Annotated in this window: 15 protein-coding genes; 8 read left to right on the top strand and 7 right to left on the bottom strand. The window is 60.3% G+C overall.

Translation table 11 applies throughout. From position 1 onward, the window contains the following. Positions 1–90: 90 nt before the first annotated feature. The 3 genes from FF098_RS08165 (at position 91) to FF098_RS08155 (ending at position 3,017) form a co-directional block, all read left to right on the top strand. Positions 91–1,230, top strand: a complete 1,140-nt coding sequence (locus FF098_RS08165; protein WP_155139173.1) for a 3-oxoacyl-[acyl-carrier-protein] synthase III C-terminal domain-containing protein — start codon at positions 91–93, stop codon at positions 1,228–1,230. A gap of 2 nt (positions 1,231–1,232) precedes the next feature. Beyond that, on the top strand, positions 1,233–1,925 hold the full coding sequence (locus FF098_RS08160) for an iron-containing redox enzyme family protein (RefSeq protein WP_155139171.1): 693 nt from the start codon (positions 1,233–1,235) through the stop codon (positions 1,923–1,925). Between the two features lie 165 nt (positions 1,926–2,090). Then, positions 2,091–3,017 (top strand): DUF6999 family protein, encoded by a 927-nt coding sequence (locus FF098_RS08155; RefSeq protein WP_155139169.1) that lies wholly within the window; start codon positions 2,091–2,093, stop codon positions 3,015–3,017. Positions 3,018–3,140: 123 nt separating this feature from the next. On the opposite strand, the gene FF098_RS08150 is transcribed toward FF098_RS08155, so the two are convergent. Beyond that, positions 3,141–4,022 (bottom strand): pentapeptide repeat-containing protein, encoded by an 882-nt coding sequence (locus FF098_RS08150; RefSeq protein ID WP_155139167.1) that lies wholly within the window; start codon positions 4,020–4,022, stop codon positions 3,141–3,143. A 286-nt stretch (positions 4,023–4,308) separates the two neighbouring features. Beyond that, positions 4,309–8,010 carry a vitamin B12-dependent ribonucleotide reductase gene (locus FF098_RS08145; RefSeq protein WP_155139165.1) on the bottom strand — a complete coding sequence of 1,234 codons (3,702 nt, stop codon included), beginning with the start codon at positions 8,008–8,010 and terminating at the stop codon, positions 4,309–4,311. A gap of 303 nt (positions 8,011–8,313) precedes the next feature. Here FF098_RS08145 and FF098_RS08140 point away from each other — a divergent pair, with 303 nt between their 5' ends. Both FF098_RS08140 and FF098_RS08135 read left to right on the top strand, forming a co-directional pair. Beyond that, the gene (locus tag FF098_RS08140; protein WP_155139163.1) at positions 8,314–8,772 is read left to right on the top strand and encodes an NADH:ubiquinone oxidoreductase subunit NDUFA12; all 459 of its coding nucleotides are present in this window, start codon (positions 8,314–8,316) and stop codon (positions 8,770–8,772) included. An 8-nt stretch (positions 8,773–8,780) separates the two neighbouring features. After that, a complete protein-coding gene (locus tag FF098_RS08135; protein ID WP_166426399.1) occupies positions 8,781–9,539 on the top strand; it encodes a DUF2155 domain-containing protein in 759 nt (252 codons plus the stop codon). Here FF098_RS08135 and aat read toward each other — a convergent pair. The 3 genes from aat to FF098_RS08120 are packed head-to-tail and all read right to left on the bottom strand — an operon-like array spanning position 9,491 to position 12,533. Continuing rightward, the gene (gene aat / locus FF098_RS08130) at positions 9,491–10,162 is read right to left on the bottom strand and encodes a leucyl/phenylalanyl-tRNA--protein transferase (protein ID WP_155139159.1); all 672 of its coding nucleotides are present in this window, start codon (positions 10,160–10,162) and stop codon (positions 9,491–9,493) included. The two genes, FF098_RS08135 and aat, sit on opposite strands and share 49 nt — an antisense overlap. 39 nt (positions 10,163–10,201) lie before the next feature. Further along, positions 10,202–11,056, bottom strand: a complete 855-nt coding sequence (locus FF098_RS08125; RefSeq protein ID WP_155139156.1) for a universal stress protein — start codon at positions 11,054–11,056, stop codon at positions 10,202–10,204. Positions 11,057–11,066: 10 nt separating this feature from the next. Next, a complete protein-coding gene (locus FF098_RS08120; protein ID WP_155139505.1) occupies positions 11,067–12,533 on the bottom strand; it encodes a SulP family inorganic anion transporter in 1,467 nt (488 codons plus the stop codon). Between the two features lie 246 nt (positions 12,534–12,779). Between FF098_RS08120 and FF098_RS08115 the strand changes: the two genes are divergently transcribed. Continuing rightward, positions 12,780–13,688: a glycoside hydrolase family 16 protein gene (locus FF098_RS08115; protein WP_205967421.1), complete on the top strand. Its 909-nt coding sequence runs from the start codon at positions 12,780–12,782 to the stop codon at positions 13,686–13,688. A 235-nt stretch (positions 13,689–13,923) separates the two neighbouring features. Further along, positions 13,924–16,653, top strand: a complete 2,730-nt coding sequence (locus FF098_RS08110; RefSeq protein ID WP_155139154.1) for an ATP-binding protein — start codon at positions 13,924–13,926, stop codon at positions 16,651–16,653. Here the strand turns inward: FF098_RS08110 and FF098_RS08105 are convergent, their stop codons facing one another. Continuing rightward, positions 16,654–18,510: an ABC transporter ATP-binding protein gene (locus tag FF098_RS08105; protein WP_155139152.1), complete on the bottom strand. Its 1,857-nt coding sequence runs from the start codon at positions 18,508–18,510 to the stop codon at positions 16,654–16,656. It lies immediately after the preceding gene. Between the two features lie 199 nt (positions 18,511–18,709). Between FF098_RS08105 and FF098_RS08100 the strand changes: the two genes are divergently transcribed. After that, a complete protein-coding gene (locus tag FF098_RS08100) occupies positions 18,710–20,431 on the top strand; it encodes a sensor histidine kinase (protein WP_155139151.1) in 1,722 nt (573 codons plus the stop codon). Here the strand turns inward: FF098_RS08100 and fumC are convergent. Further along, positions 20,428–21,819: a class II fumarate hydratase gene (gene fumC, locus FF098_RS08095; RefSeq protein ID WP_155139149.1), complete on the bottom strand. Its 1,392-nt coding sequence runs from the start codon at positions 21,817–21,819 to the stop codon at positions 20,428–20,430. The genes FF098_RS08100 and fumC overlap by 4 nt on opposite strands. Positions 21,820–21,880 lie beyond the last annotated feature (61 nt).

The raw sequence follows: 21,880 nt of genomic DNA, 5'->3' as shown, positions 1-21,880 counted from the left end.
TTCGGGCAGCTGACATGGTATGAACCGTTAACCGCGCCAGCACAGTTTCAGCCCAGATTAGAGCAGGCAGCATGATTTGGAGAGTGGATTATGCGTGACGTCTATATCAATGCGGCGGGGGCTCATTTGCCCGGCGAGGCGGTCGGCAATGACCGGATGGCGGCGATCCTCGGCGAGATCGACGACCAGTCGCAACGGCTCGGCCGGCTGATCCTGCGCCAGAACCGGATCGAGCAGCGCTATTACGCGATGAACTATCGCGGCGAGGCGCTCGACACCAATGCCGGGATGGCGGCAAAGGCGGCCCGGGCGGCGGTCGACACGTCTGAACTGGACCTTTCCGACATCGATTATCTCGCCACCGGCACGACACAGGGCGACCTGCTGGTGCCGGGTCATGCCAGCGCGGTGCATGGGGCGCTCGGTACCGGGCCATTGGAGATCGCGTCATTCCAGAGCGTCTGCGCGTCTTCCATGATGGCGGCAAAGAGCGCCTGGATGGCGCTGAAATGCGGCGAGGCCGAAGCGGCGCTCGTCACCGGCAGCGAGATGTCGAGCCGCTGGTTCCGACCCGGCTTCTATCGCCCGGCGCTGGACAGGCTGGGGAACCGGGATACGCGCATGGCGGCGGAATTCCTGCGCTGGACCCTGTCCGATGGCGGTGGTGCGCTTGTCATGCAGCCGCGCCCGCGGCGACGGGGTCCGAGCTTCAGGGTCGACTGGATCAAGCTTGTCTCCCTCGCCGATCGCTTCGATGTGTGCATGCATGCCGGCATCGCCCATGAGGACCGGCACGAGCCGGTGCGCTGCTGGAGCCATAATGAAGCCGGCCCGCAGGGCGCGGCGGCCGATGGCGCGATCATGCTGATGCAGGACATGATGCTCCTGAAACGGATCATCCGCGGCTGGGTCGGCGAATATCTCGCCCTGATCGACAGGGGCGCGATCGTGCCCGGCGATGTCGACCATGTGCTGTGCCATTATTCCGCCCATTCCCTGCGCGAGGAAATCATCAAACTGATGACCGCCGCAGGGGCGATGATCGACGAGGAAAAGTGGTTCACGAACCTCTATACCAAGGGCAATACCGGCTCCGCCGCCTTCTTCATCATGCTGGAGGAGTTCATGGCGCGGGGCGGGTATCGGCCCGGTGAAAAAATTCTGTGCGTCGTGCCGGAAAGCGGCAGGGCGGTGATATCGTTCATGATGCTGACAGTCGAGGAGGCTTGAGTATGTTACAGGACATTTCAAAACGCAGGCAGGAACTGGTCGAGGCGACATTTCGCGGGCTCGCCATGGCGTGGACCGATTTCGAGGGCCAGCTGGAGCAGGTGCCGGTCATCCGCAAGCTCAATCGCGGGCAGCTGCAGATCGAGGATTACCGGGCGCTGCTGAAGAATTTGCGCCAGCAGGTGGTCGATGGCGGCTGCTGGATCGCCAGAGCGGCAAGCCATGTGGATGCGGAGCATTTCGAGATCCGCTCCCACTTCATGAAGCATGCGGTGACGGAGCATCGCGATTTCCAGATGCTGGAGGCGAACTTCATTGCCTGTGGCGGCACGCTGGAGGAAATCAGGTCGGCGTCGAAGAATATGGGCTCCGAGGCGCTGTCTGCCTTCATGTTCCACAAGGCGTCGCAGCCGAACCCGTTCGGTCTCTTGGGCGCGATGTTCATGATCGAGGGGCTCGGCTCGCGCAAGGCGGTAGAGTGGGGTGCGGCCATCAAGGAACAGCTGGGGCTGGAAGACCACCAGGTCAGCTTCATGCTCTATCACGGCGAACACGACGACGATCATCTGGAAGAGCTGGAGACGCATCTGGCGATGACCGTGCATGACGAGGATGATGTGCAGGAGGTCGTGCGCACGGCGCGGATCGTCGGGCGGCTTTATGCCCTGCAGCTAGAGGAACTGAATCATGTCTGATGCTTGCTTGCTAATTCGCCCTCGTCCTTCGTGGCCCGGCTATGCCGGGCACCTCAGGATGAGGGCAGTTGCGGCAAACCCTCATTCTGAGGTGCTGCCCTTCGAGAAGCCGCCTACGGCGGTTCCTCAGGGTGAGGGCAGCCACGAAGAACGAGGGTTTGCGTCATGACAGCCAGACCGTTCGATCCCGCCAGTTTCGATCCGAAGGATCCGGATCCGTGGCTGGCGCTGTATCTCGACGACTCGCTACCCTTCGATGACAAGGCGAAGGCGGCGCTGCTGGAAGGCAACCGTTCATATGCGCGGCGGTTCCTGCTGCCGGCATCACGGCCTTTCATCTTTCTCTTCTTCGTCCTGGTAAAGATCTTCCGGCGCTTCTTCCGCAAATGGCCGCATGCGCCCAAGACGCTGCACAGGCTGATCTATTGGGGGCTGAAGACGTTTGCGCGGCCCGAGGCGAACCTGCTGATCCTGCGCCACTTCAATATCGGCACGGAAATCCTCGCCTTCATCAAGGCAAATGTGCCGGGGGTGGAGATCAATTCCCATCCGCTGCGGCCGATGACGCTGGCGGATTTGAAAGACAACACGTTTCTTCAGCACGACCTCAATATCTATAATTTCATCATCGAACTGAACCGGGGGCTGCGGGCGCAGGGACGGGAAATCGAGACGCCAGCGCGAATCGATTTCAGCCCGATCAGCGATGGCGGGTTTGACCTGGAAGCCTTTCCGGACAAGTGGCACAATTTCGTCGACGTGCAGACGGCAGTTGAATTCTACACCCCGATCTATGCGCTGTTCCTGTCGGATCATGACTTCGTGCGGGCGGCGAATTCTTTGCAGCTGGACGAAACCATCGGCATCTATCTCGCCCGAATCCTCGGCTCTGACTATCACATGAGCCTGATCAACAACCACCACCCCATGGTGCCGCTGTCGACCTTCCAGGCTGGGTTTCGGCTGATGATGCATGGCTATGATGCGGAGGCGCTGCATGGGCATCTGCGCGAAATGAAACGCCGTCAGCAGGCGGAGGATGCGGCTAAGTCCTCGTCCTTCGTGGGCGATGCTGTCGCCACCTCAGGATGAGGACTCTTTAATCGAAAGAGCCCGAATGGCGGGGGAGGGTAACCCTGCCATTCGGGCGTTCGAGCCTTGCCTGTCGGAGGGATGCGGCTTGGCGATCAGTACAAGGTCGAGTTTTGCGTCGCTTCATTGGGTGTCGCTTCGGGCCATGCTCAGTATCGAGCATTCCTGCACCTTAAGCCCGGCGGGCAGTTTTGTCATGGCATTGCCACAGGCGGAATTGAGCTGTTCCTGCATCAGCCCGGTGACGGTGGTCAGGTCAGCGCCCGTCAGGTCGGCATTGGTGAAGGTCGCGCTCGTCACGTCCGTCTCGTGCAGCACCGCCCCGATCAGCAGCGCCTCGTCGAAGCGGGCCCTGCGGAAGCTGACCCGCTCGGCGACCACGCCGATGAGATCGGCGCGGTAAAATACGCTGCGCATCGCCATCGTGTCCGTCAGCCGTGCTTCGCGGAAGGACGCACCGGAGAACTGGACGGCGGTCATGCTGGTGTCGCGGAACTCGGCATTGTCGAAGATCGCAGATTGCATCAGCGAACCGCCGAGGTCGGCCCTTTCGAACACACTGCCGGAAAAATCGCTGCCGCGGGCGGTCGTCTCCTTCAGGTCGGTCTGGACGAAACTCGCCTGGCGGATGAAGGCGCTGTCGAGCATGGAGCCGTCCATGATAGTGTGAGAGAAGGTGCTGCGGTCGAGCGTTGCCTTGACGAAGCTCGACTTGGGCATGAGTTCGCGTGAAAAGCGGCTGCCGGTCAGGTCTGCGTTGAGAGCCGTAACAGGTGCCTGTTCGACCTCCTTGCCTGTAAGGGCGTCCCAGACACTGGCGAGGCCGCGCCCTTTGGTGACGCGGTTCAACTCGATGCTGCCGGTGACGACCGTATCGATGGTCGTGTCGAGAACACTGCGAATTGGCCTCGGGAAGCGCTGTTGTTCCTGCAGGCTCGCATTGGCATAGCTGTAGAGCATCGTGTTGAAGATGACGGCGACGGTCAGGATGACGATCTTGATCATTGTCTGTCTCCGGGGAGTGAATGTGCCCCTGAAGGCTAGCGCCAGCGCGTATCCGATCGCTTAAATCCATTATTAGGGTTTGCGAAAATTTCGACTAAAGGGCGTCGCCATTTTTCGGCCATCTTTGCCCAACTACGGCGAGCATTGCCAACAAACGCCAGTGTTTGCGCGGTATTCGTTGGTGAGCGGATGGTTTTCAGAATGACTAAAACTGGAATGATTAAAAGGCGCTCTGTCGAGCGCCTTGTTAACCGCGAAATTTTTTGAACGAAAGCGACGAGTGCGCTTACGAGCAGCCGGTCGAGGAGCCGCAGCTTTCGCATTTCAGGCAGGTGCCGGAACGCACAAGCGTGAACTGGCCGCAATCGGGGCAGGCATCGCCCTCATAGCCCTTCACGATTGCTTCCTCTCGCTCGCCGCGCGGAGAGGAGAGTTTGCCGGACGGGATCGAGCCTTTGGCTGGTGAAGAGCCACGGGCGTTGGTTTGGCGCTCCTTGATCTCTTCAAGGCCCGCTTCGATGTCGTCTGGTTCCACGATCTCAGTGTCATTCGCACCGCGAGCGGATTTTTCGCGACCGGAGGCTTCCTGGCGCAGGCGGTCGAACTCGCCACCGCGCAGGACGACGAGATTGTCCATGCCGGATGAGCGCGAGAAGCCCTTGGAGATGAGGCGGGAAGCCTCTTCCTGAACCTTCTCTTCGTCAACGCCCTTGCCGAGGGAGTCGAAGCTTTCATTGCCCGGCGTGTGGGCGAGGTCGTCGCGGCCGAGGTAAGAGATGGCCAGTTCGCGGAAGATATAGTCGAGGATCGAGTTGGCGTTCTTGATCTTGTCATTGCCTTGAACAGGGCCTGCCGGCTCGAACCGGGTGAACAGATAGGCGTCGACATATTCTTCCAGCGGCACGCCATATTGCAGGCCGAGAGAGATGGCGATGGCGAAATTGTTCATCAGCGAACGGAAGGCGGCACCCTCCTTGTGCATGTCGATGAAGATCTCGCCGAGCTCGCCATCGTCGAATTCGCCGGTATGAAGGTATACCTTGTGGCCGCCGACGATGGCTTTCTGGATATAGCCCTTGCGTCGGTCTGGCAGGCGCTTGCGGCCCGGGGCACGCTCGACGATCTTTTCGACGACGCGCTCGGCGACGATGCGGGCCTTTTCGGCGGCCGGCGCGTCTTCCAGATCGTCTTCCATGTCGTCGGCGGACAGGAGCGCCGAGGCGAGGGGCTGGGACAGTTTTGAGCCATCGCGATAAAGCGCGATGGATTTGAGGCCGCGCGTCCACGCCGTGCGATAGGTACGCGCGCAATCGTCGACCGTGGCGCTGTTCGGCAGGTTCACGGTCTTGGAAATCGCGCCGGAGATGAAGGGCTGGACGGCGGCCATCATCTCGATATGGGCGGAGACGGACAGGGCGCGGGTGCCGATGCGGCCGCAGGGCGTCGCGCAGTCAAAGACGGCCAGGTGCTCGTCCTTCAGGCCCGGCGCGCCTTCGAGGCACATCGTGCCACAGCACCACAGGTTCGCCTGGTGGATATCCTGATCGGAGAAACCGATATCGCGCAGGAGCTGGTAACCGGACTTGAAGGTCTCGTCTTCCTGCAGGCCGAGCGTGCCGCGGATGAAGGCCTCGCCCAGCGTATGGGCGTTGAAGACATAGGTGATGTCGAACGCGCCGGGCAGGGCCGCTTTCAGGGCGTCGATCTGCTTCTCGCCGAAGCCTTCCGCCCGCAGATCATCGAAGGAGATTCCGGGCGCGCCTTCCAGCGTGCCGCGACCGACAGCGTAATGGCTGATCGCCTCGATCTCCTTTTCGCTGTAGCCGAGCTTGGCAAGCGCGGACGGGACAGCGCGGTTGATGATCTTGAAATGGCCGCCACCGGCGAGCTTCTTGAATTTGACCAGCGCAAAGTCCGGCTCGATGCCGGTCGTGTCGCAATCCATGACAAGGCCGATCGTGCCCGTGGGGGCAACGACGGAGACCTGCGCATTGCGGAAGCCGTGCTTGCCGCCGAGCTCCAGCGCCTGATGCCAGACATCGGCGAGCTTCAGCCCGAGGCCGGAGAAGGTCTTGCTTTCCGGCAGGGCACGCGGCTTGTGGGTGACGCCTTCATATTCATGTATGGCACCGGCTGCAGCGGCGTGGTTGCGCATGACGCGCATCATGGCGTTGGAGTTTTCGCTGTAGCGGGCAAACGCGCCCATATCGGCGGCAAGCTCCGCCGAGGTGCGGTAGGCGGTGCCGGTCATCAAGGCACTGATCGCCCCGGCGACGGTGCGCCCTTCCTCTGAATCATACGGCAGGCCGGAGGACATGAGCAGGCCGCCAAGATTGGCAAAGCCGAGGCCCAGCGTGCGATAAGCGTGGGAGAGCTTCGCCACCTCGCGGGTGGGATAGGCCGCCATCATGACGGAGATTTCCAGCGTGATCGTCCACAACCGGCAGGCATGGATGAAGCCGTCCATGTCGAAGCCGCCATCGGCTGTCAGGAATTTCTTCAGGTTGATCGAGGCAAGGTTGCAGGCCGTGTTGTCGAGGAACATATATTCCGAACACGGATTGGAGCCCTTGATATCCCCGCCGGCCGGGCAGGTATGCCATTCATTGATCGTGTCGTGGAATTGCAGGCCGGGATCGGCGCTGGCCCAGGCGGCCTCGCCGATCTTGCGCCACAGCTCGCGCGCCTTGACCGTGTGATGGACTTTGCCATCGGTACGGCGGATCAGGTCCCAGTCGCGGTTTTCCTCGACAGCCCGGATGAAGTCGTTAGTGACGCGGACGGAGTTGTTGGCATTCTGGCCGAAGACAGAACGATAGCCCTCGCCATCCCAGTCGGTCGAGAACTGGTCGACGGTGATTTCCTTGTAGCCCTGGCTGGCCCACTGGATCGCGCGCTTTATTGCTGTGTCGGGCACGGCATCGCGGCGGGCGGCTTTCACGGCAGCTTTCAGCGTCTCGTTCTTCTTCGGGTTGAACGGATCGGCGAGCTTGCCTTTCTCGCCCTCGACCTGCGTGGCCTTGAGGATCGCATTGAAATGCTTTTGCAGCGCCTTGGAGCCGACGACGAGGGCGGCGACTTTCTGTTCCTCGCGGGATTTCCACTCGATGAAGTCTTCGACATCGGGGTGGTCGATATCGACGATAACCATCTTGGCCGCCCGGCGAGTAACGCCGCCGGACTTGATCGACCCGGCGGAGACATCGCCCATCTTCAAGAAGGAAATGAGGCCGGAGGAGGTGCCACCACCGGATAGTGGCTCGCCCGTGCCGCGAATGGTCGAGAAGTTGGAGCCGGTCCCGGAGCCGAACTTGAACAGCCGCGCCTCGTCCCGCCACAGGGAGAGGATGCCGCCATCCCCGACGAGATCGTCCTTCACCGACTGGATGAAGCAGGCATGGGGCTGGGGCCGCTCATAGGCGGAGGTGGCGAGGCTGACCTCGCCAGACTTGTGGTCGGCAAAGAAATGGCCTTGCGCCGGGCCGTCTATGCCATAGGCCCAGTGCAGCCCGGTGTTGAACCATTGCGGTGAGTTGGGCGCAGCGACCTGGGCGGCGATCATGTGCCGCATTTCGTCGTAATAGGCGCGCGCGTCTTCCTCTGAATCGAAATAGCCGCCTTTCCAGCCCCACCAGGCCCAGGCGCCGGCCATGCGGTCGAAAACCTTCGTCGCGTCGCGTTCCGGGCCGTACCGTTGGTCCTCCGGGAGCGCTTCCAGCGCCTTATCGTCGGCGACGTGGCGGGCGAGGAATGAGGGGACGCCCTTTTCGTCGACAGGTTTCGTCGCTGCTGGCACACCGGCCTTGCGCAGATATTTCTGGGCGAGGATATCGACAGCAGTCTGTGACCAGGCTTCCGGCACGGTGATGCCGTCCAGCCGGTTGGTGCCGCCACCGTCCAGATTGCGCAGTTCGCTGGAGGCCTCGCGGAAAGCCATGTCGCCATAGGCGCCTGTGTCTTTGGTGGTGTAATAACGGTCGATCTTCATGGGGTCTGATGTCCTGCTGGGCGTCCTGCTTGAAGGCAGCTCATACTAACATGGGAATTCACCCTGTTTGTCAGCTTGTTCGCGCGGGTTTTCCACAGTGAAATGGCACCATATCATGTAGGAAATGCGGCATGAACCACAAGAAGGGGCGTATTTGCCCGCAAAGGTGCCAGCTTACCAAGTTGACACGGAAATTCCCCGAGACGCGCCATCTCGTCACTGGACGTGTCGGGCGCACTGCGCCATAGTCGCGCCAAAATCACGGGCTAAACGTGCCCATACTAGATCCAAGAGCGAGACACGATGCTGAAACGTATTTTTGCCTGGTGGGACAGCGCAACGATAGGCCTTTCCTTCACAATGTGGCGCACTGGCGCCAAGCTGATCGGCGAGGACGCGCAAGGCAACAAATATTACGAAGCCGCCGGCAAGCATGACTATGCCGACGGGCGCACCCGCCGTTGGGTCGTCTATCATGGCGTTGCCGAGGCTTCTCGAGTGCCGACCGAATGGCATGGCTGGCTGCACCACACGGTCGATGTACCACCGACGAAAGAACAATATGTGCCCAAGCCGTGGGAAAAGCCGCACCTGCCGAACATGACCGGTACGCCGCTCGCCTATCACCCGGCAGGATCGCTCTATCTCGCCGGCAAGGGGCAGGAGCCATGGCAGGACTACCAGCCATGGACGCCGGAAGGCATCGAGGGCGAGCTGGAATCGAAAGACGTCAAGCGGATCGAAGGGTCCGTCGCGAGTTAGGGACTTTCATGAAGCGCCTGTTGCTGATCACTGCTTCCTTTGCTGCCGTTACAGGGCTTGCCGTTGCCTATGCCCAGTCCGAGCAGTCTCGGGCGGGGCGAGCACAGATGCCGGAGCAGGAATTCGGCTGGCAGAAGACTCCGGAAAGTATTGACCCGGAACAAGTAGATCGCCCGCTGACGGAGCTGGAGCGGTTGTCGATTTCCGAATCGGGCTTGAGCTTTGGTGGCGATGCCTACAATCCCCGCTCAGACAACCCGCTCGAGCCGGTGTCGGTAACGCTGCGGGCGCTCGACAAGATCACCGCGCGCTATACGGACCTGGTCATCGATATCGGTGCCGAAGCGAAATTCGGGACGCTTGCCATCGTGCCGCGCACCTGCGACAAGCGCCCGCCGGAGGAGGTGCCGGAAATCACCGCCTTCCTCGAGATCGAGGCAACGGACGATTTCGTCCGCCTGCCGACGAGTGACGGGACAGACGCGCTGGATCGCGATTATGTCGAGGAAGAGCCCTTGGTCGCCGGTGAGTCGAAGGTCGACAACACCGTTGCTGCAGGCGCCGTCGAAGACGATCTCGACCCGACACAGGTAAGCTATGCCGAAGTCGAAACGACCGAAGGTGGCATTACTGCAGAGGACGATGATGGCGACAAGACGCTGTTCAATGGCTGGATGTTCGCCTCAAGCCCTGCGTTGAATGCGCTCGAACATCCCGTCTATGACGTCTGGGTTGTCGATTGCAAGATGGTCGATCCGGCGATCTGACGGGGCAGGGCAAAGAAATTGCCCCGCGTACTGAGCGCTTCATCAAGCAATTTCTGATAGCGTGCTTTCGGGACCTCGCTGATGCCGAACTGGCCGAGATGCGGTGTGTAGAACTGCGTGTCGAGCAGGGTGTAACCGCCCGCCGTCAGCCGACCGACGAGATGGACAAGGGCGATCTTTGACGCATCCGTGACGCGGGAAAACATGCTTTCGCCGAAGAACGCGCCATTGATCGAGACACCATAAAGCCCGCCGACAAGCTCGCCATCCAGCCACGCTTCGACCGAATGGGCATGGCCTTGGCGGTGCAGGGCGCAATAGGTCTCAAGGATGCGCTCGTTGATCCAGGTCTCTTCCCGGCCCGTCGCGGGCGCGGCACAGCCGATCATCGTTTCGCGAAAAGCGGTATCCACACGGATTTCCACCCGGTCCTGCCGCACGGCTTTCTTCAGCGATTTGGGAATGTGAAACTCGCCGATCCTGAGCACGCCGCGATATTCCGGCAACACCCAGAACACGTCCGGGTCGTCATGGGCCTCCGACATCGGGAAATAACCGAGGGTGTAGGCCTTCAACAGGTCTTCGGTCGACAGGGCTGAGCCGCGGACAGAATCACTTTGCATAAACCGATGGTATCACGAACCGGCGTCATGAAAAGCATCTTACCGGAACAGCATGACCGGCACCTTGCAGGAGCGGATCATCTCCGTTGTCGTCGAGCCGATGATCATGGTGCGGATGCGCGAATGGCCATAGGCGCCGATGACGAGGAGGTCGTGCTTGTCGGCTTCGACGGTCGAGGCGATGACCGTTTCCGGCTGGCCGGGTTTGACGTTGCTCTCGACACTGAAACCGGCTTCCTTCAGGAGGGCGGCAGCGCCGTCGAGCTGGCGGCGGGTCTCTTCCTTCGGCTCGCCGACGGTGAGCAGGGTGATGTGGGTGCCCTGCAGCAGCTTGCTGGCGGCGAGGTGTTCGACCGCTTTCAAGGCGCTCTTGCCGCCATCGAAGGCGATCAGTACACGTCCCACCGGTCTGAAGGCGCGGGAGGCGACGAGCACTGGCTTCTTGGTGGCGCGGACGACGCGTTCCAGGTTCGAGCCGATATGGCCCTTGTCGAAATCGGCGGCCTCGCCGCGCTTGCCGATGACGATGAGGTCGGTGCCGTCTTCCAGCTCGTGGACATTCTCGACAACGCCGCCATGGCGCAGATGTGTCTCGACTTTCGCGATGCCCGCTTCGGTCAGGTGCGTGCGGGCATCCTCGAGGATGGCGCGGCCACGCACCTTGGCGAGCTTGGCGCGCTGGGCGTCATGCTCGGATAATTCATTCAAGAGAGCGGTGCGAGCGCCGAGGCCGATCTGGCCCGACAGGTTCTGGGTTGAACTGGACAGGTGACGGCGGCCGAGCACGTGCAGGATCTCGATGGAGCGGTCCGTGCGGCCGGCGACCCAGGCGGCGTGATCGCAGACGCTGTGCGAGTAGGCGGAGCCATCGATCAGGGCGGTGATTTTTCTCATTCTTGTCTCCCTAATGGTTCAGCAGCCGGTCCATCGCGCCGGGCTTGTCATGTTCTGCCAGCCGGTCGACCAGGGTCTCGCTTGCCTTGTTCATGCCGACGATCTCGACCTCAGCGCCTTCGCGGCGGAATTTCAAGACCGTCATGTCGATGGCCGTGACCGAGGAGATGTCCCAGATATGGGCTTGTGAAACATCGATGACGACCTTGTCGAGCGCTTCCTTGAAATCGAAGGCGGCGTTGAAGTCTTCGACTGAGGCAAAGAACAGCTGGCCGGTGACGCGATAAGTGCGGGTGGTGCCGTCCTCCGACAGGGTCGAGTTCACACCGAACAGCTGGGCGATCTTCCAGGCGAAGAAAATGCCAGAGAGCAGCACGCCGATCAGCACGCCGATGGCGAGGTTGTGGGTGAAGATTACGGTGACGACGGTCGCGATCATGACGAGGGACGAGGAGCGCGGATGATCGCGCAGGTTCCGGATCGACGACCACGAGAAGGTGCCGATGGAGACCATGATCATGATCGCGACGAGGGCTGCCATGGGAATCATCGAGACGAGATCGCCGAGGAAGACCACGAGTATCAGCAGGATGATACCGGCGGCGAAACAGGAGAGCCGTCCGCGGCCGCCGGATTTCACGTTGATGATCGACTGGCCGATCATGGCGCAACCTGCCATGCCGCCGATAAAGCCGGTTGCGGTGTTGGCGATGCCCTGGCCGATACATTCCTGGTTCTTGTCGGAGGGCGTGTCGGTCAGCTCGTCGACGATGGAGGCGGTGAGGAGGGATTCCAGCAGGCCGACCACGGCGACGGCGGCTGAGTACGGCAGGATGATCTGCAGCGTTTCCCATGTGAGCGGGATATCCGGCAGGAGGAAAACAGGCAGCGTGTCCGGCAACTCGCCCATATCGCCAACCGTGCGCAGGTCGAAGCCGAAGAACAGCGCGATGCCGGTGAGCACGACGATGCAGACGAGCGGCGACGGGATCGCCTTCGTCAGCATCGGGAAGAGATAGATGATGGCAAGCCCGCCCGCGACCATTGGATAGGTCAGCCATGGCACGCCGATCAGCTCCGGCAGCTGCGCCATGAAGATGAGGATGGCCAGCGCGTTGACGAAGCCGGTGAGCACCGAGCGCGAGACGAAGCGCATGACATAGCCAAGTTTCAAGAGACCGCAGCCGATCTGTATGAGACCGGCGAGCACCGTGGCGGCGAGCAGGTAGTCTAGCCCATGATCGCGCACAAGCGAGCCCATGAGCACGGCGGTGGCGGCAGTGGCGGCGGAGATCATGCCCGGACGCCCACCGGTTATCGCGACGAGGACGGCGATGGAGAAGGAGGCGTATAGCCCGACCTTGGGATCGACACCGGCGATGATCGAGAAGGCGATCGCCTCCGGGATCAGCGCCAGGGCGACAACGAGACCGGCAAGGAGGTCGGCGCGGATATTGCCGAGCCATTCGCGCTGCATGCGGGCGATAAAGTCAGTAGTCAATGATCGTCTCCAACGGGGCTGGGAGCGTACAATAATGCTGTTCTGTCTGGTTGATGGGCAGGGCTTAGCAGCGTTGGGCGGCGATAGCCAGTCTTGATTTTGCGCTGCAGCAAAGGAGCGTTTGTCCATTTCAGCTTGCCCAGCAAGCCGGTTCACCGCAACCGGGTTTGAGCAGGCGCCGATTACAGATAAGCTGGGAAAAGACAACAAGAGGAAACTGGAATGGCACTATCCCTACACCGTTCGCACATGTTCAAGGCATCTCTGCTGGCCATGGCCAGTGGGTTTGCCATTGTTGGCTGCGCCACCGCTGACGATGACATGAATCTCGGCGCGAAAGAGGCATCCAAGGTCAGCTACAAGCTGGAGCAGTCCCCGCCTGCCGGTTACGACCTGGTGTGGGCTGACGAGTTCAATGGCGACGGCCTGCCTGACAGTTCCAAGTGGGCCTACGACACCCATGCCAACAAGGGCGGGTGGTATAATAACGAGCTGCAATATTATTCCGATGCGCGGCTTAAAAACTCCCGCCAGGAAGATGGCGTACTGATCATCGAGGCCCATGCCGAAGAGCTGGACGACATGGACGATTGGGGCGGGCAGGAGTTCACCTCCGCCCGACTGATCACCAACGGCAAGCAGACCTGGACTTATGGGTTTTACGAGATCAGCGCCAAGCTGCCCTGCGCCTATGGTTCATGGCCGGCGATCTGGACGCTGGGCACGGCCGAGGACAAGAACTGGCCGGAGATCGGCGAGATCGACATCATGGAACATGTCGGTCGCGACCCGGGCACGGTGCATGGCACGCTGCACACCAAGGACTTCAACCACACCATCAACACCCAGCGCGCCAACCAGATCTATGTCGAGGATGTGTGCGAGGCCTTCCATCGCTACCAGCTGCACTGGACGCCGGAAAAAATCGCCATCGGCATGGATGACGAGATGTATTTCGAGCTCAAGAACAATGGCGAGGGCTATGGCTCCTGGCCGTTCGACGACCCGCATTATCTGCTGTTGAACGTCGCCGTCGGCGGCTGGGGCGGCGAGCCGGACCAGATCGACAAGGCCGACTTCCCGGTACGGATGGAAGTCGACTATGTGCGCGTCTGGCAGGAAGCGGAATAATAATGCAGCATGCCCGGCCCGTTACTCAGCTGAGGGAAGTACTCAAGGTGTGGTCTCTAGCGGGCCTGATGGTGTAGCGACTGAGCCATCTGATTGATATCTCGCCAATAGCAGCGTTACCTGGCGAAGCCACCCTCCAGGATTCGACGCAGCGCTATTTGTTGATGCCGTGATCTTCAGACTATAAACCAAGTTTCTGTCAGGAAATGGTTGGTTCATATCACGGGGGAGGCGAATGTTCATAGGCCGGAAAGGTGAGCTGAATACGTTGCAACAGCTCTGGGAGAAGGCGAAAGCTGGTTCTCCCCAAGTCGCGGTGCTTTTGGCCGAGAGCGGGTTTGGCAAGACACGCCTTGCCCAGGAGTTCTATAACTGGCTTTCCCTGAGTGAAGACCAGGGAGGCTACTGGCCTGACCGCCTTGCGCGGGATCGGAAAAATCTTGAGGTCAATCCAGATCCGCGTGATTGCGGTCAAGCTGATACCGATCCGTCCTTTCTATGGTGGGGATTGCGAATCTCCGATCCCGGTCGACGGAACATCAATGCGGGTGGGTGCCTATGGTCTGGGCTGCAGGTACTGAAGCCGCATCTGGCTTCGCTCGAAGCCTCGTTTCAGGGCAAGAGCCGACGGGATGCCCGTAACCAGACATTGGCAATGGCTGCCGGTGGCACGTTGCTTACGGCCATTCCGGTCTTTGGCACGTTTATAGGTCTCGGCATGACCGCTTATGATATCGGCAAGGCGGCTTATGATGAAAGACAGGCCGCGCGCGAAGAAGATGAGATCCGCAGCCATAGTGGCGACGAGACAGCCAAACGCGCAGAATTGGACCTGACTGAACAGATTGCGCTTCTGTTGCGGGCGGTCGTCCATAAACCCCCTCCCGGCATTGAGCCGAAACCTGTGGTCCTGCTGATCGACGATGCACAATGGAGTGACAAGGATGCGTCGATCACGGCCTTTGTCGAGGACCTGCTTCAGAAGGCCAGAACGGAGAACTGGTCCATCATGGTGGTCATTACTTCGTGGCAGCGTGAGTGGGCACAATGGTCCTCCGGTGGTGAACAGCAACATTTGGCCAGCCTGAGCGTTGCGCATGGTGACTGTATGACGACGCTGGAACTTGACCGTCTTTCCGGTCTGGAGGCGATGGTCAGAGCGGCTTTCCCGGGCTTGAGCGATGCACAGGTCACGCTGTTCGCGGAACGGGCTGATGGCAATCCACTTTTCATGGATGAGCTGGTTGCGGAATTTGCCGCCAAACCGCGTTATTTCACGGGAAGAGATCAGCTCAACCCCCTGACGGAAGAGGGTGAGCGCTATGTCATGGAATGCGATCTGATTGACCTGATCTATGAGCGCCTGTGTGAAACATCACAGAGCGTACAGGGTTCGCTGGCAGCGGCCAGCCTGCAGGGGGTCAAGTTCTCCCGCAAGCTCGCTTTGGCTGTTGCGGAAAAACTGGCCTTGCCGGAACCGGACGCAGGTCTGGATGCCGCCGAAAATCCCTACGCTTTTGTTTCTTCCTCGCTAATGGATAAGCAGGAGTTTCGCACGCGCCTTTATCAGGAAGCGGCACGCCAGAGACTACAGGATCTCGTAGATGAAGCGCAGGCACAGGAGGCGTTGCGCGCAGTTCGCGAAGCCGCGATGGGCATATCCACTGAAACTGCCGAGGATGCAGAGCTGGAAGTGCTGCTGGACTTGGCAATTGCCGAGGGCGGCGAGGCTTTTCGGGACGTTATCGAGGTGGCACACATGGCTGTCTTGAGGCTTGAGCACAGGGACGCATACAGAGAAAGTGACGCCTTGGCGAGAAGCGTTCTGGATCAATTCGATCCCGAAAAAGTAGTGATCGATCCGCACTCGATCTATGGACTCGACAAGATGCTGGGTGTGATCCTGGGGATGGGGAGAGCTGGTTACGCCATTGGCTGGTACCGCGCGATGATGCCTCAGATTTTGAAAGAAGACCCTGGTGCGGACGTTTTCATGAATCATTTTGATCGTGCCCACTATCTGCAAAGGTACGGCACGGCGCTGATGAAAGCAGGCCAGCTCGATGAAGCCGAGACAGTGCTGAAGCAGTCTATACAGTTGGCAAGAACTGAAATGGCTGGGCTGCCCGAAGCGGCATTCAATCACAAAATCATTATCTCCTGCAAGGAGATGACGAAGCTGCTTTTCCAGAAAGGAGAAATCACAGGGGCTGAGCAATTTGCCAGAGAGGCGCTGTCCTATTCAAGAGAATATTATAAAGAAAAAGGGACCTTTTCCAATCGCCGGGGATTACTCGAAGCGATTGGCATTCTTTGTGATATTGAAAACTCCAAGCACAATCATGAGGGCGTCGGGACGCTGATTCCTGAATTGATGACCCATGCAGGGGAGCTGTTTGAGCAAACGCAAGATATGACGGACAGGCAGAATCTATCCGCCGCCCTTGAGCGTGCCGGAGACTACTATTTGGCAGTTGGTAAAAGAGAACTTGCAAAAGGACATTTTGAAGAATCGTTGGCTCACTCACGGTTCATTGCCGAGAAAAGAGTGACACCAATTGCTCAAAGGATGCCGGTTGCTGCCCTCGGTCGACTGGGCAGAATAGCGCTCGAAGACAGGGCTTTCGACGTCGCGCGTGAACTGTTTGATGACAATCTGCGCATTGCCCAGAGGCTGTATGACTGGGTTGGAGATGCGGGTGCAAGGCGAGATCTGGTTATTGCATTACAGCAGACAGCGTCACTCGAAGCGGCGCAGGGCAACAGCTCGGTAGCGATCGGTATATTCAAGCAGTCGCTCGACCATGCCCAGGTGCTGTTCGACATGAACCCTGCACCAGATAGCGCTAGTTCGGTTATTATTTCAGCGATGCAATTGAGAAACCTCTACTTCAAACAGTTCAAATTCATTTCGATGTTCGACACGATAAAGCTTATCATGAGGTACTATCCGTACCTTGAATGATTACTCTGCTGCTGACTCAGTTTCCTCATCCGCGCCGATGAAGCCGCCGGACTGGTGGGCCCAGAGATCGGCATAGATGCCGCCGCGTTCGACCAGTTCGCGGTGGCTGCCCTGTTCGACGATCCGTCCACGGTCGATCACGATCAGCCGGTCCATTGCCGCGATAGTGGACAGGCGGTGGGCGATGGCGAGCACCGTCTTGCCGGCCATGAGCTGCTGCAGCTGTGTCTGGATCGCCAGTTCAACTTCGGAGTCGAGCGCCGAGGTTGCCTCGTCGAGGATGAGGATCGGTGCGTTTTTCAGGATCAGCCTTGCGATGGCGATGCGCTGGCGCTGGCCGCCGGAGAGTTTTACCCCGCGCTCGCCGACATGGGCGTCATAGCCCTTGCGGCCCTTGCCATCGACGAGATCGGGGATGAAGTCGGCTGCCTCGGCGAGGCGGGCAGCGTTTTCGACCATCTCCATCGTCGCATCTTCGCGGCCATAGGCGATGTTGTCGTAGATCGAGCGGTGGAGCAGGGAGGTGTCCTGCGAGACGACGGCGATGGCGCGGCGCAACTCGTCCTGCCTGACTTGCGAGATGTCCTGTCCGTCGATCAGGATACGGCCTTTTTCGACATCGTAGAGACGCAAGAGCAGGGAGACGAGGGTCGACTTGCCCGCGCCGGAGCGGCCGACGAGGCCGACCTTCTCGCCCGGGGCGATGTCGAGGGACAGGTTCTCGATGATGCCTGAGCCCTTGCCATAGTGGAAGCCGACCTTGTCGAAGGCGATGGCGCCGCCCTTGATGGCGAAGGGTTTCGGCTCGGCGACGTCAGCCACCTTGATGGGACGGGCGACGGTCTCGATGCCGTCCTGCACCGAGCCGATGGATTCAAACAGGCCAGCGACCTCGAAGATGAACCAGTGGCTCATGCCCTGGATACGCATGAGAAGCGCCCCTGCGACGGCGAGCGCACCGGCCTGCACCAGACCCTGCGACCACAGCCACAGGCCGAGACCGAGCGTGCCCGCGATCAGCGCGGCGTTGATCACCGCGAGTGTCACCGACAGGCCGGTCACCTGCCGCATCTGGCGGTAGACCGTGTCCAGCATGATCTCCATGCCGTCGCGGGCATAGGCTTCCTCGTTACGGCCGGAGGAGAACATCTTGACCGTCTGGATGTTGGTGTAGGCATCGACGATGCGCCCGACGAGGGCGGAGCGGGCATCGGCCTGTTCCTTGGCGACATCGCGCAGTTGCGGCAGGAAATGACGCATGGTCGCGAAGTAGGCGACGAGCCAGATCAGGATCGGTGCGGCAAGGCGCGGGTCGGCACTGGCGAACAGGATGACGGCACCGATGAAATACACGGCGACATAGACAAACAGGTTCGTCACCTTCACAACCGCATCGCGCACGCCAAGGGCGGTCTGCATGACCTTCGTCGTCAGGCGCCCGGCGAAGTCATCCGTGAAGAACTGGGTTGATTGGCGCAGCATGAATCGGTGGGCGCGCCAGCGGATCTGCATGGCATAGTTCCCGAGCAGGCCATTATGCAGGATCGTGTCGCTGATCAGCCCGAAAAGCGGCCAGACGATCAACGTGACGAGGCCGATCAGGACCAGTTCCGTGCCGCGTTCGGCGAACAGGGCGGAGGGGTCGGTGCCGGCCAGCCAGTCGACGATCGAGCCCAGAAAGTTGAAGATCGCGACCTCGACGACCGCAGCGCCCGCTGAGAACAGGGCGAGGCCGACAAGGAGCCAGCGGAATGGCTTGGTATAATGCCACGTGAAGGCCAGAAGGTCCTTTGGCGGCATGTCCTGATGCTCGTCAGGGAAGGGCGAGACGGCTTTTTCGAACCAGCGGAACCACATGATCTCTCTCCAGTGTGCGCCAGCCCGGTCGCCAGCCGGCCCGGATATCAGAGACCTTTGAAAAAGTCACCTCAAAATTATCCTAGATTTATGCGCCGGGTGATATATGCCTTAATATCAAGAGTTTGTGCGCCTCGGGCAGGGTTGCGTGCTGTGATTATTAGCGAGCCTTCCGAGGGACGGCTGAAGAAGGCATGCAATGATTTTTCGCCCCGCTACACAGAACGATGCCGGGAATGCTGACCGGCCGGGCCGTCCGCTGGCCCTTGTCCTGTTTTTCCTCGTTCTCGCCGTCCTTCTGCCGAGCCTGCTTTTTTCCATAGCGCTGATCCACCGCAACGACGATGCGCGCAGGGATGCGGTCTATGCCCAGGCGGAAGCGGCGGTGACGACCGTTGCAGACGGTTTCAGGCGGGAGACTGCGCGCATGCGCTATATGCTGCAGCTGCTGTCGACCAAGGGCGCATTGCTGACTGATGATTTCAGCCGGATTCACCAGGATGCCCAGACGGCACTGGCTGGCTCCAGCACGTATTTCCTCGTGCTCGATGAAGAGTACAACCAGATCCTGAACACCCGTGTTGCCTATGGCAGCCCTCTGGGCAAGGGCTCCTCGACGGAGGCGATCGATGCGTCGAGGGAATCCGGTCAGATCGAAATGTCGAGCCTGTTCTTCGGCCGGACATCGGGCGAGATCGTGTTCAACATGGCCTATCACCTGCCTCGGGAAGGCATGGCGCCCATCAACCTCGCGCTGACGCAGAATGCCAGAGACCTCGTTCGCGCTGTGGACCTGCCAATGGCGCAAGGCTGGGATTTTGCGATTGTCGACCCGAACAATCAGTATGCGGCAGGCACTGCCGATATCGCCACCGGCCAGACCTTCCTGTTTGAACACGACATGCTCGAGGCGATGGAGCCGGACGATCATACCTTCGTTGAACGCGATGGCGTGCGCTATCTCGTCTCCGTGCGGTCGGTCCAGCCGGAGGGATGGCTGGCCGTTGTATGGGTGCCGGCGGAAGTTGTCGAGGCGCCGTTGCGACGGGCATGGTTTCTGGTGGTGTTGACTGGCTTCCTGCTGCTGCTGATCTCGATCGGTGCGGCGGCGGGCGGAGCGTGGGTGCTGGCGCGCCCGATGAAACAGCTGGCGCGTGATGCCCATGCGCTTGGTGCCGGGGAATTAGTCGCCGCCCGCAAGACAGGTATCGCGGAAATCGACATCGTTTCAGAGCAGCTTGCCTCTGCATCCCGTGAACGGGTTCAGAAGGAAGAGGAAATCCGGTTCCTGCTCAAGGAAGTCTCGCACCGGGCAAAGAACCAGCTGACCGTTGTCGGCTCCATTGCCCGGCAGAGCCTGCGCAGCTCGGGCGCTGATCCGACCGTTTCCGATGCCTTGCTGGAACGTATCAATGCCCTGTCCCTGTCACTGGACCGCCTCGTCGGTACGCGCCTCAATGCGGCGGAGCTGAGAGCACTTGTCGAAATCCAGCTCGATTCCTTCCTGACTGAGCGGGCCGGGCAGGCAGAATTGAAGGGGCCGGATTATGAAGTCAGCCCGACTGCGGCACAGGCGCTGGGCCTCGCCTTGCATGAACTGGCGACGAATGCTGCCAAATACGGTGCCCTGTCCGTACCCAGCGGTAAACTCAATGTGACGTGGGATATCCTGCCGCCGGATAGCGCCGAAGATGGTTCTGGCGGCTTCCTGATCCTGCGATGGAAGGAGAGTGGCGGGCCTGCCGTTACCGAGCCGACCCGCACCGGGTTCGGCACCCAGATCGTCGAGACCTATCTGGGCGCCGCCATCGGTGCGAACGTCAAGCGGACATTCGCACCGGAAGGGTTTTCCTGCATCATCCGTGTTCCCCTCAACAAGCTGCGCCCCCAAGAGGATGACGAAGAGGAAGACACGCCCTAGCGCGGCGAGATCATGTGCTCCGGCTTGACGATATCGTCATAATCCTCTTCCGAGACATAGCCGAGCTTGACGGCTTCCTCGCGCAGGGTCGTGCCGTTCTTGTGCGCTTCCTTGGCGATCTTCGTGGCATTGTCATAGCCAATGGTCGGCGCCAGCGCCGTAACCAGCATAAGCGAGCGTTCCATCAGGTCTTTGATGCGATCGGTATTGGCCTTGATGCCGATGACGCATTTGTCGGTGAAGGAATTGGCCGCATCACTCAGCAGGCGGATCGACTGCAGCGTGTTGTAGGCGATGACAGGCTTGAACACGTTCAGCTCGAAATGACCCTGCGACCCGGCGAATGAGACGGTGGTGTTATTGCCCATGACCTGGGCGCAGACCATGGTCATCGCCTCGCACTGGGTCGGGTTGACCTTGCCCGGCATGATCGACGAGCCGGGCTCGTTTTCCGGCAGGGAAATCTCGGCAATGCCCGAACGCGGGCCGGAACCAAGCAGGCGGATGTCGTTGGCGATCTTGAACAGGGAGACGGCGACTTCGTTCAGGGCACCATGGGCTTCGACCATCGCGTCGTGCGTGGCGAGTGCCTCGAACTTGTTCGGGGCGGTGACGAAAGGCAGCTTGGTGAAGCTGGCGACTTCTTCCGCAAACTTCTCGGCGAAGCCCTTCTTTGAATTGATGCCGGTGCCGACCGCGGTGCCGCCCTGAGCGAGCGCATAGAGACGCGGCAACACGCCCTCGACCCGCTCGATGCCGTATTCGACCATGGCGGTGTAGCCGGAGAACTCCTGGCCGAGGGTCAGCGGGGTCGCGTCCTGCAGATGGGTGCGGCCGATCTTGATGATGTCGTCGAACTTGTTGGCCTTGTCATTCAGGGCGTTGCGCAGGGTCTGCAGCGCCGGGACGAGGCGGTGGACGATCTCCTCGGCGGCAGCGATGTGCATGGCCGTCGGGAAGGTATCGTTGGAGGACTGTGAGCGGTTGACGTGGTCGTTCGGGTGGACCGGCGATTTCGAGCCGATCTCGCCGCCGAGGATCTCGATGGCGCGGTTGGCGACGACCTCGTTGGTGTTCATGTTCGACTGGGTTCCGGACCCGGTCTGCCAGACTGACAGCGGAAAGTGGTCGTCGAGCTTGCCTTCGGCGACTTCGGTCGCGGCATCTACGATCGCCTTGCCGACCTTCGCTTCGAGATTGTCCTGCGCCATGTTCACATTGGCGGCGGAGCGCTTGATGATGCCGAGCGCACGGATCAGCGGCGACGGCATCGTCTCTGTGCCGATCGGGAAGTTGATAAGGGAGCGGGCCGACTGGGCGCCGTAATATCTGTCGGCAGGGACTTCCAGCGGGCCGAAGCTGTCGGTTTCGGTACGATGATCGCTCATGATGGGCTCCTCGATTGCAGTTATTCCGGCGCGGTATATCCTGTCATGATGATGAATGCCA

Origin of the sequence: Aquisalinus luteolus (genome assembly GCF_009712425.2) — a bacterium.
In the GTDB taxonomy this organism is placed as follows: Bacteria; Pseudomonadota; Alphaproteobacteria; order Caulobacterales; family Parvularculaceae; genus Aquisalinus; species Aquisalinus luteolus.
This window is presented reverse-complemented; position numbering and strand designations above follow the sequence as displayed.

What these genes read in the sequence shown, in the direction of transcription:
- FF098_RS08165 (WP_155139173.1), top strand. Translation starts at nt 91, where the DNA reads ATGCGTGACGTCTATATCAATGCGGCGGGGGCTCATTTGCCCGGCGAG.
- FF098_RS08160 (WP_155139171.1), top strand. Translation starts at nt 1,233, where the DNA reads ATGTTACAGGACATTTCAAAACGCAGGCAGGAACTGGTCGAGGCGACA.
- FF098_RS08155 (WP_155139169.1), top strand. Translation starts at nt 2,091, where the DNA reads ATGACAGCCAGACCGTTCGATCCCGCCAGTTTCGATCCGAAGGATCCG.
- FF098_RS08150 (WP_155139167.1), bottom strand. Translation starts at nt 4,022, where the DNA reads ATGATCAAGATCGTCATCCTGACCGTCGCCGTCATCTTCAACACGATG.
- FF098_RS08145 (WP_155139165.1), bottom strand. Translation starts at nt 8,010, where the DNA reads ATGAAGATCGACCGTTATTACACCACCAAAGACACAGGCGCCTATGGC.
- FF098_RS08140 (WP_155139163.1), top strand. Translation starts at nt 8,314, where the DNA reads ATGCTGAAACGTATTTTTGCCTGGTGGGACAGCGCAACGATAGGCCTT.
- FF098_RS08135 (WP_166426399.1), top strand. Translation starts at nt 8,781, where the DNA reads ATGAAGCGCCTGTTGCTGATCACTGCTTCCTTTGCTGCCGTTACAGGG.
- aat (WP_155139159.1), bottom strand. Translation starts at nt 10,162, where the DNA reads ATGCAAAGTGATTCTGTCCGCGGCTCAGCCCTGTCGACCGAAGACCTG.
- FF098_RS08125 (WP_155139156.1), bottom strand. Translation starts at nt 11,056, where the DNA reads ATGAGAAAAATCACCGCCCTGATCGATGGCTCCGCCTACTCGCACAGC.
- FF098_RS08120 (WP_155139505.1), bottom strand. Translation starts at nt 12,533, where the DNA reads ATGCAGCGCGAATGGCTCGGCAATATCCGCGCCGACCTCCTTGCCGGT.
- FF098_RS08115 (WP_205967421.1), top strand. Translation starts at nt 12,780, where the DNA reads ATGGCACTATCCCTACACCGTTCGCACATGTTCAAGGCATCTCTGCTG.
- FF098_RS08110 (WP_155139154.1), top strand. Translation starts at nt 13,924, where the DNA reads ATGTTCATAGGCCGGAAAGGTGAGCTGAATACGTTGCAACAGCTCTGG.
- FF098_RS08105 (WP_155139152.1), bottom strand. Translation starts at nt 18,510, where the DNA reads ATGTGGTTCCGCTGGTTCGAAAAAGCCGTCTCGCCCTTCCCTGACGAG.
- FF098_RS08100 (WP_155139151.1), top strand. Translation starts at nt 18,710, where the DNA reads ATGATTTTTCGCCCCGCTACACAGAACGATGCCGGGAATGCTGACCGG.
- fumC (WP_155139149.1), bottom strand. Translation starts at nt 21,819, where the DNA reads ATGAGCGATCATCGTACCGAAACCGACAGCTTCGGCCCGCTGGAAGTC.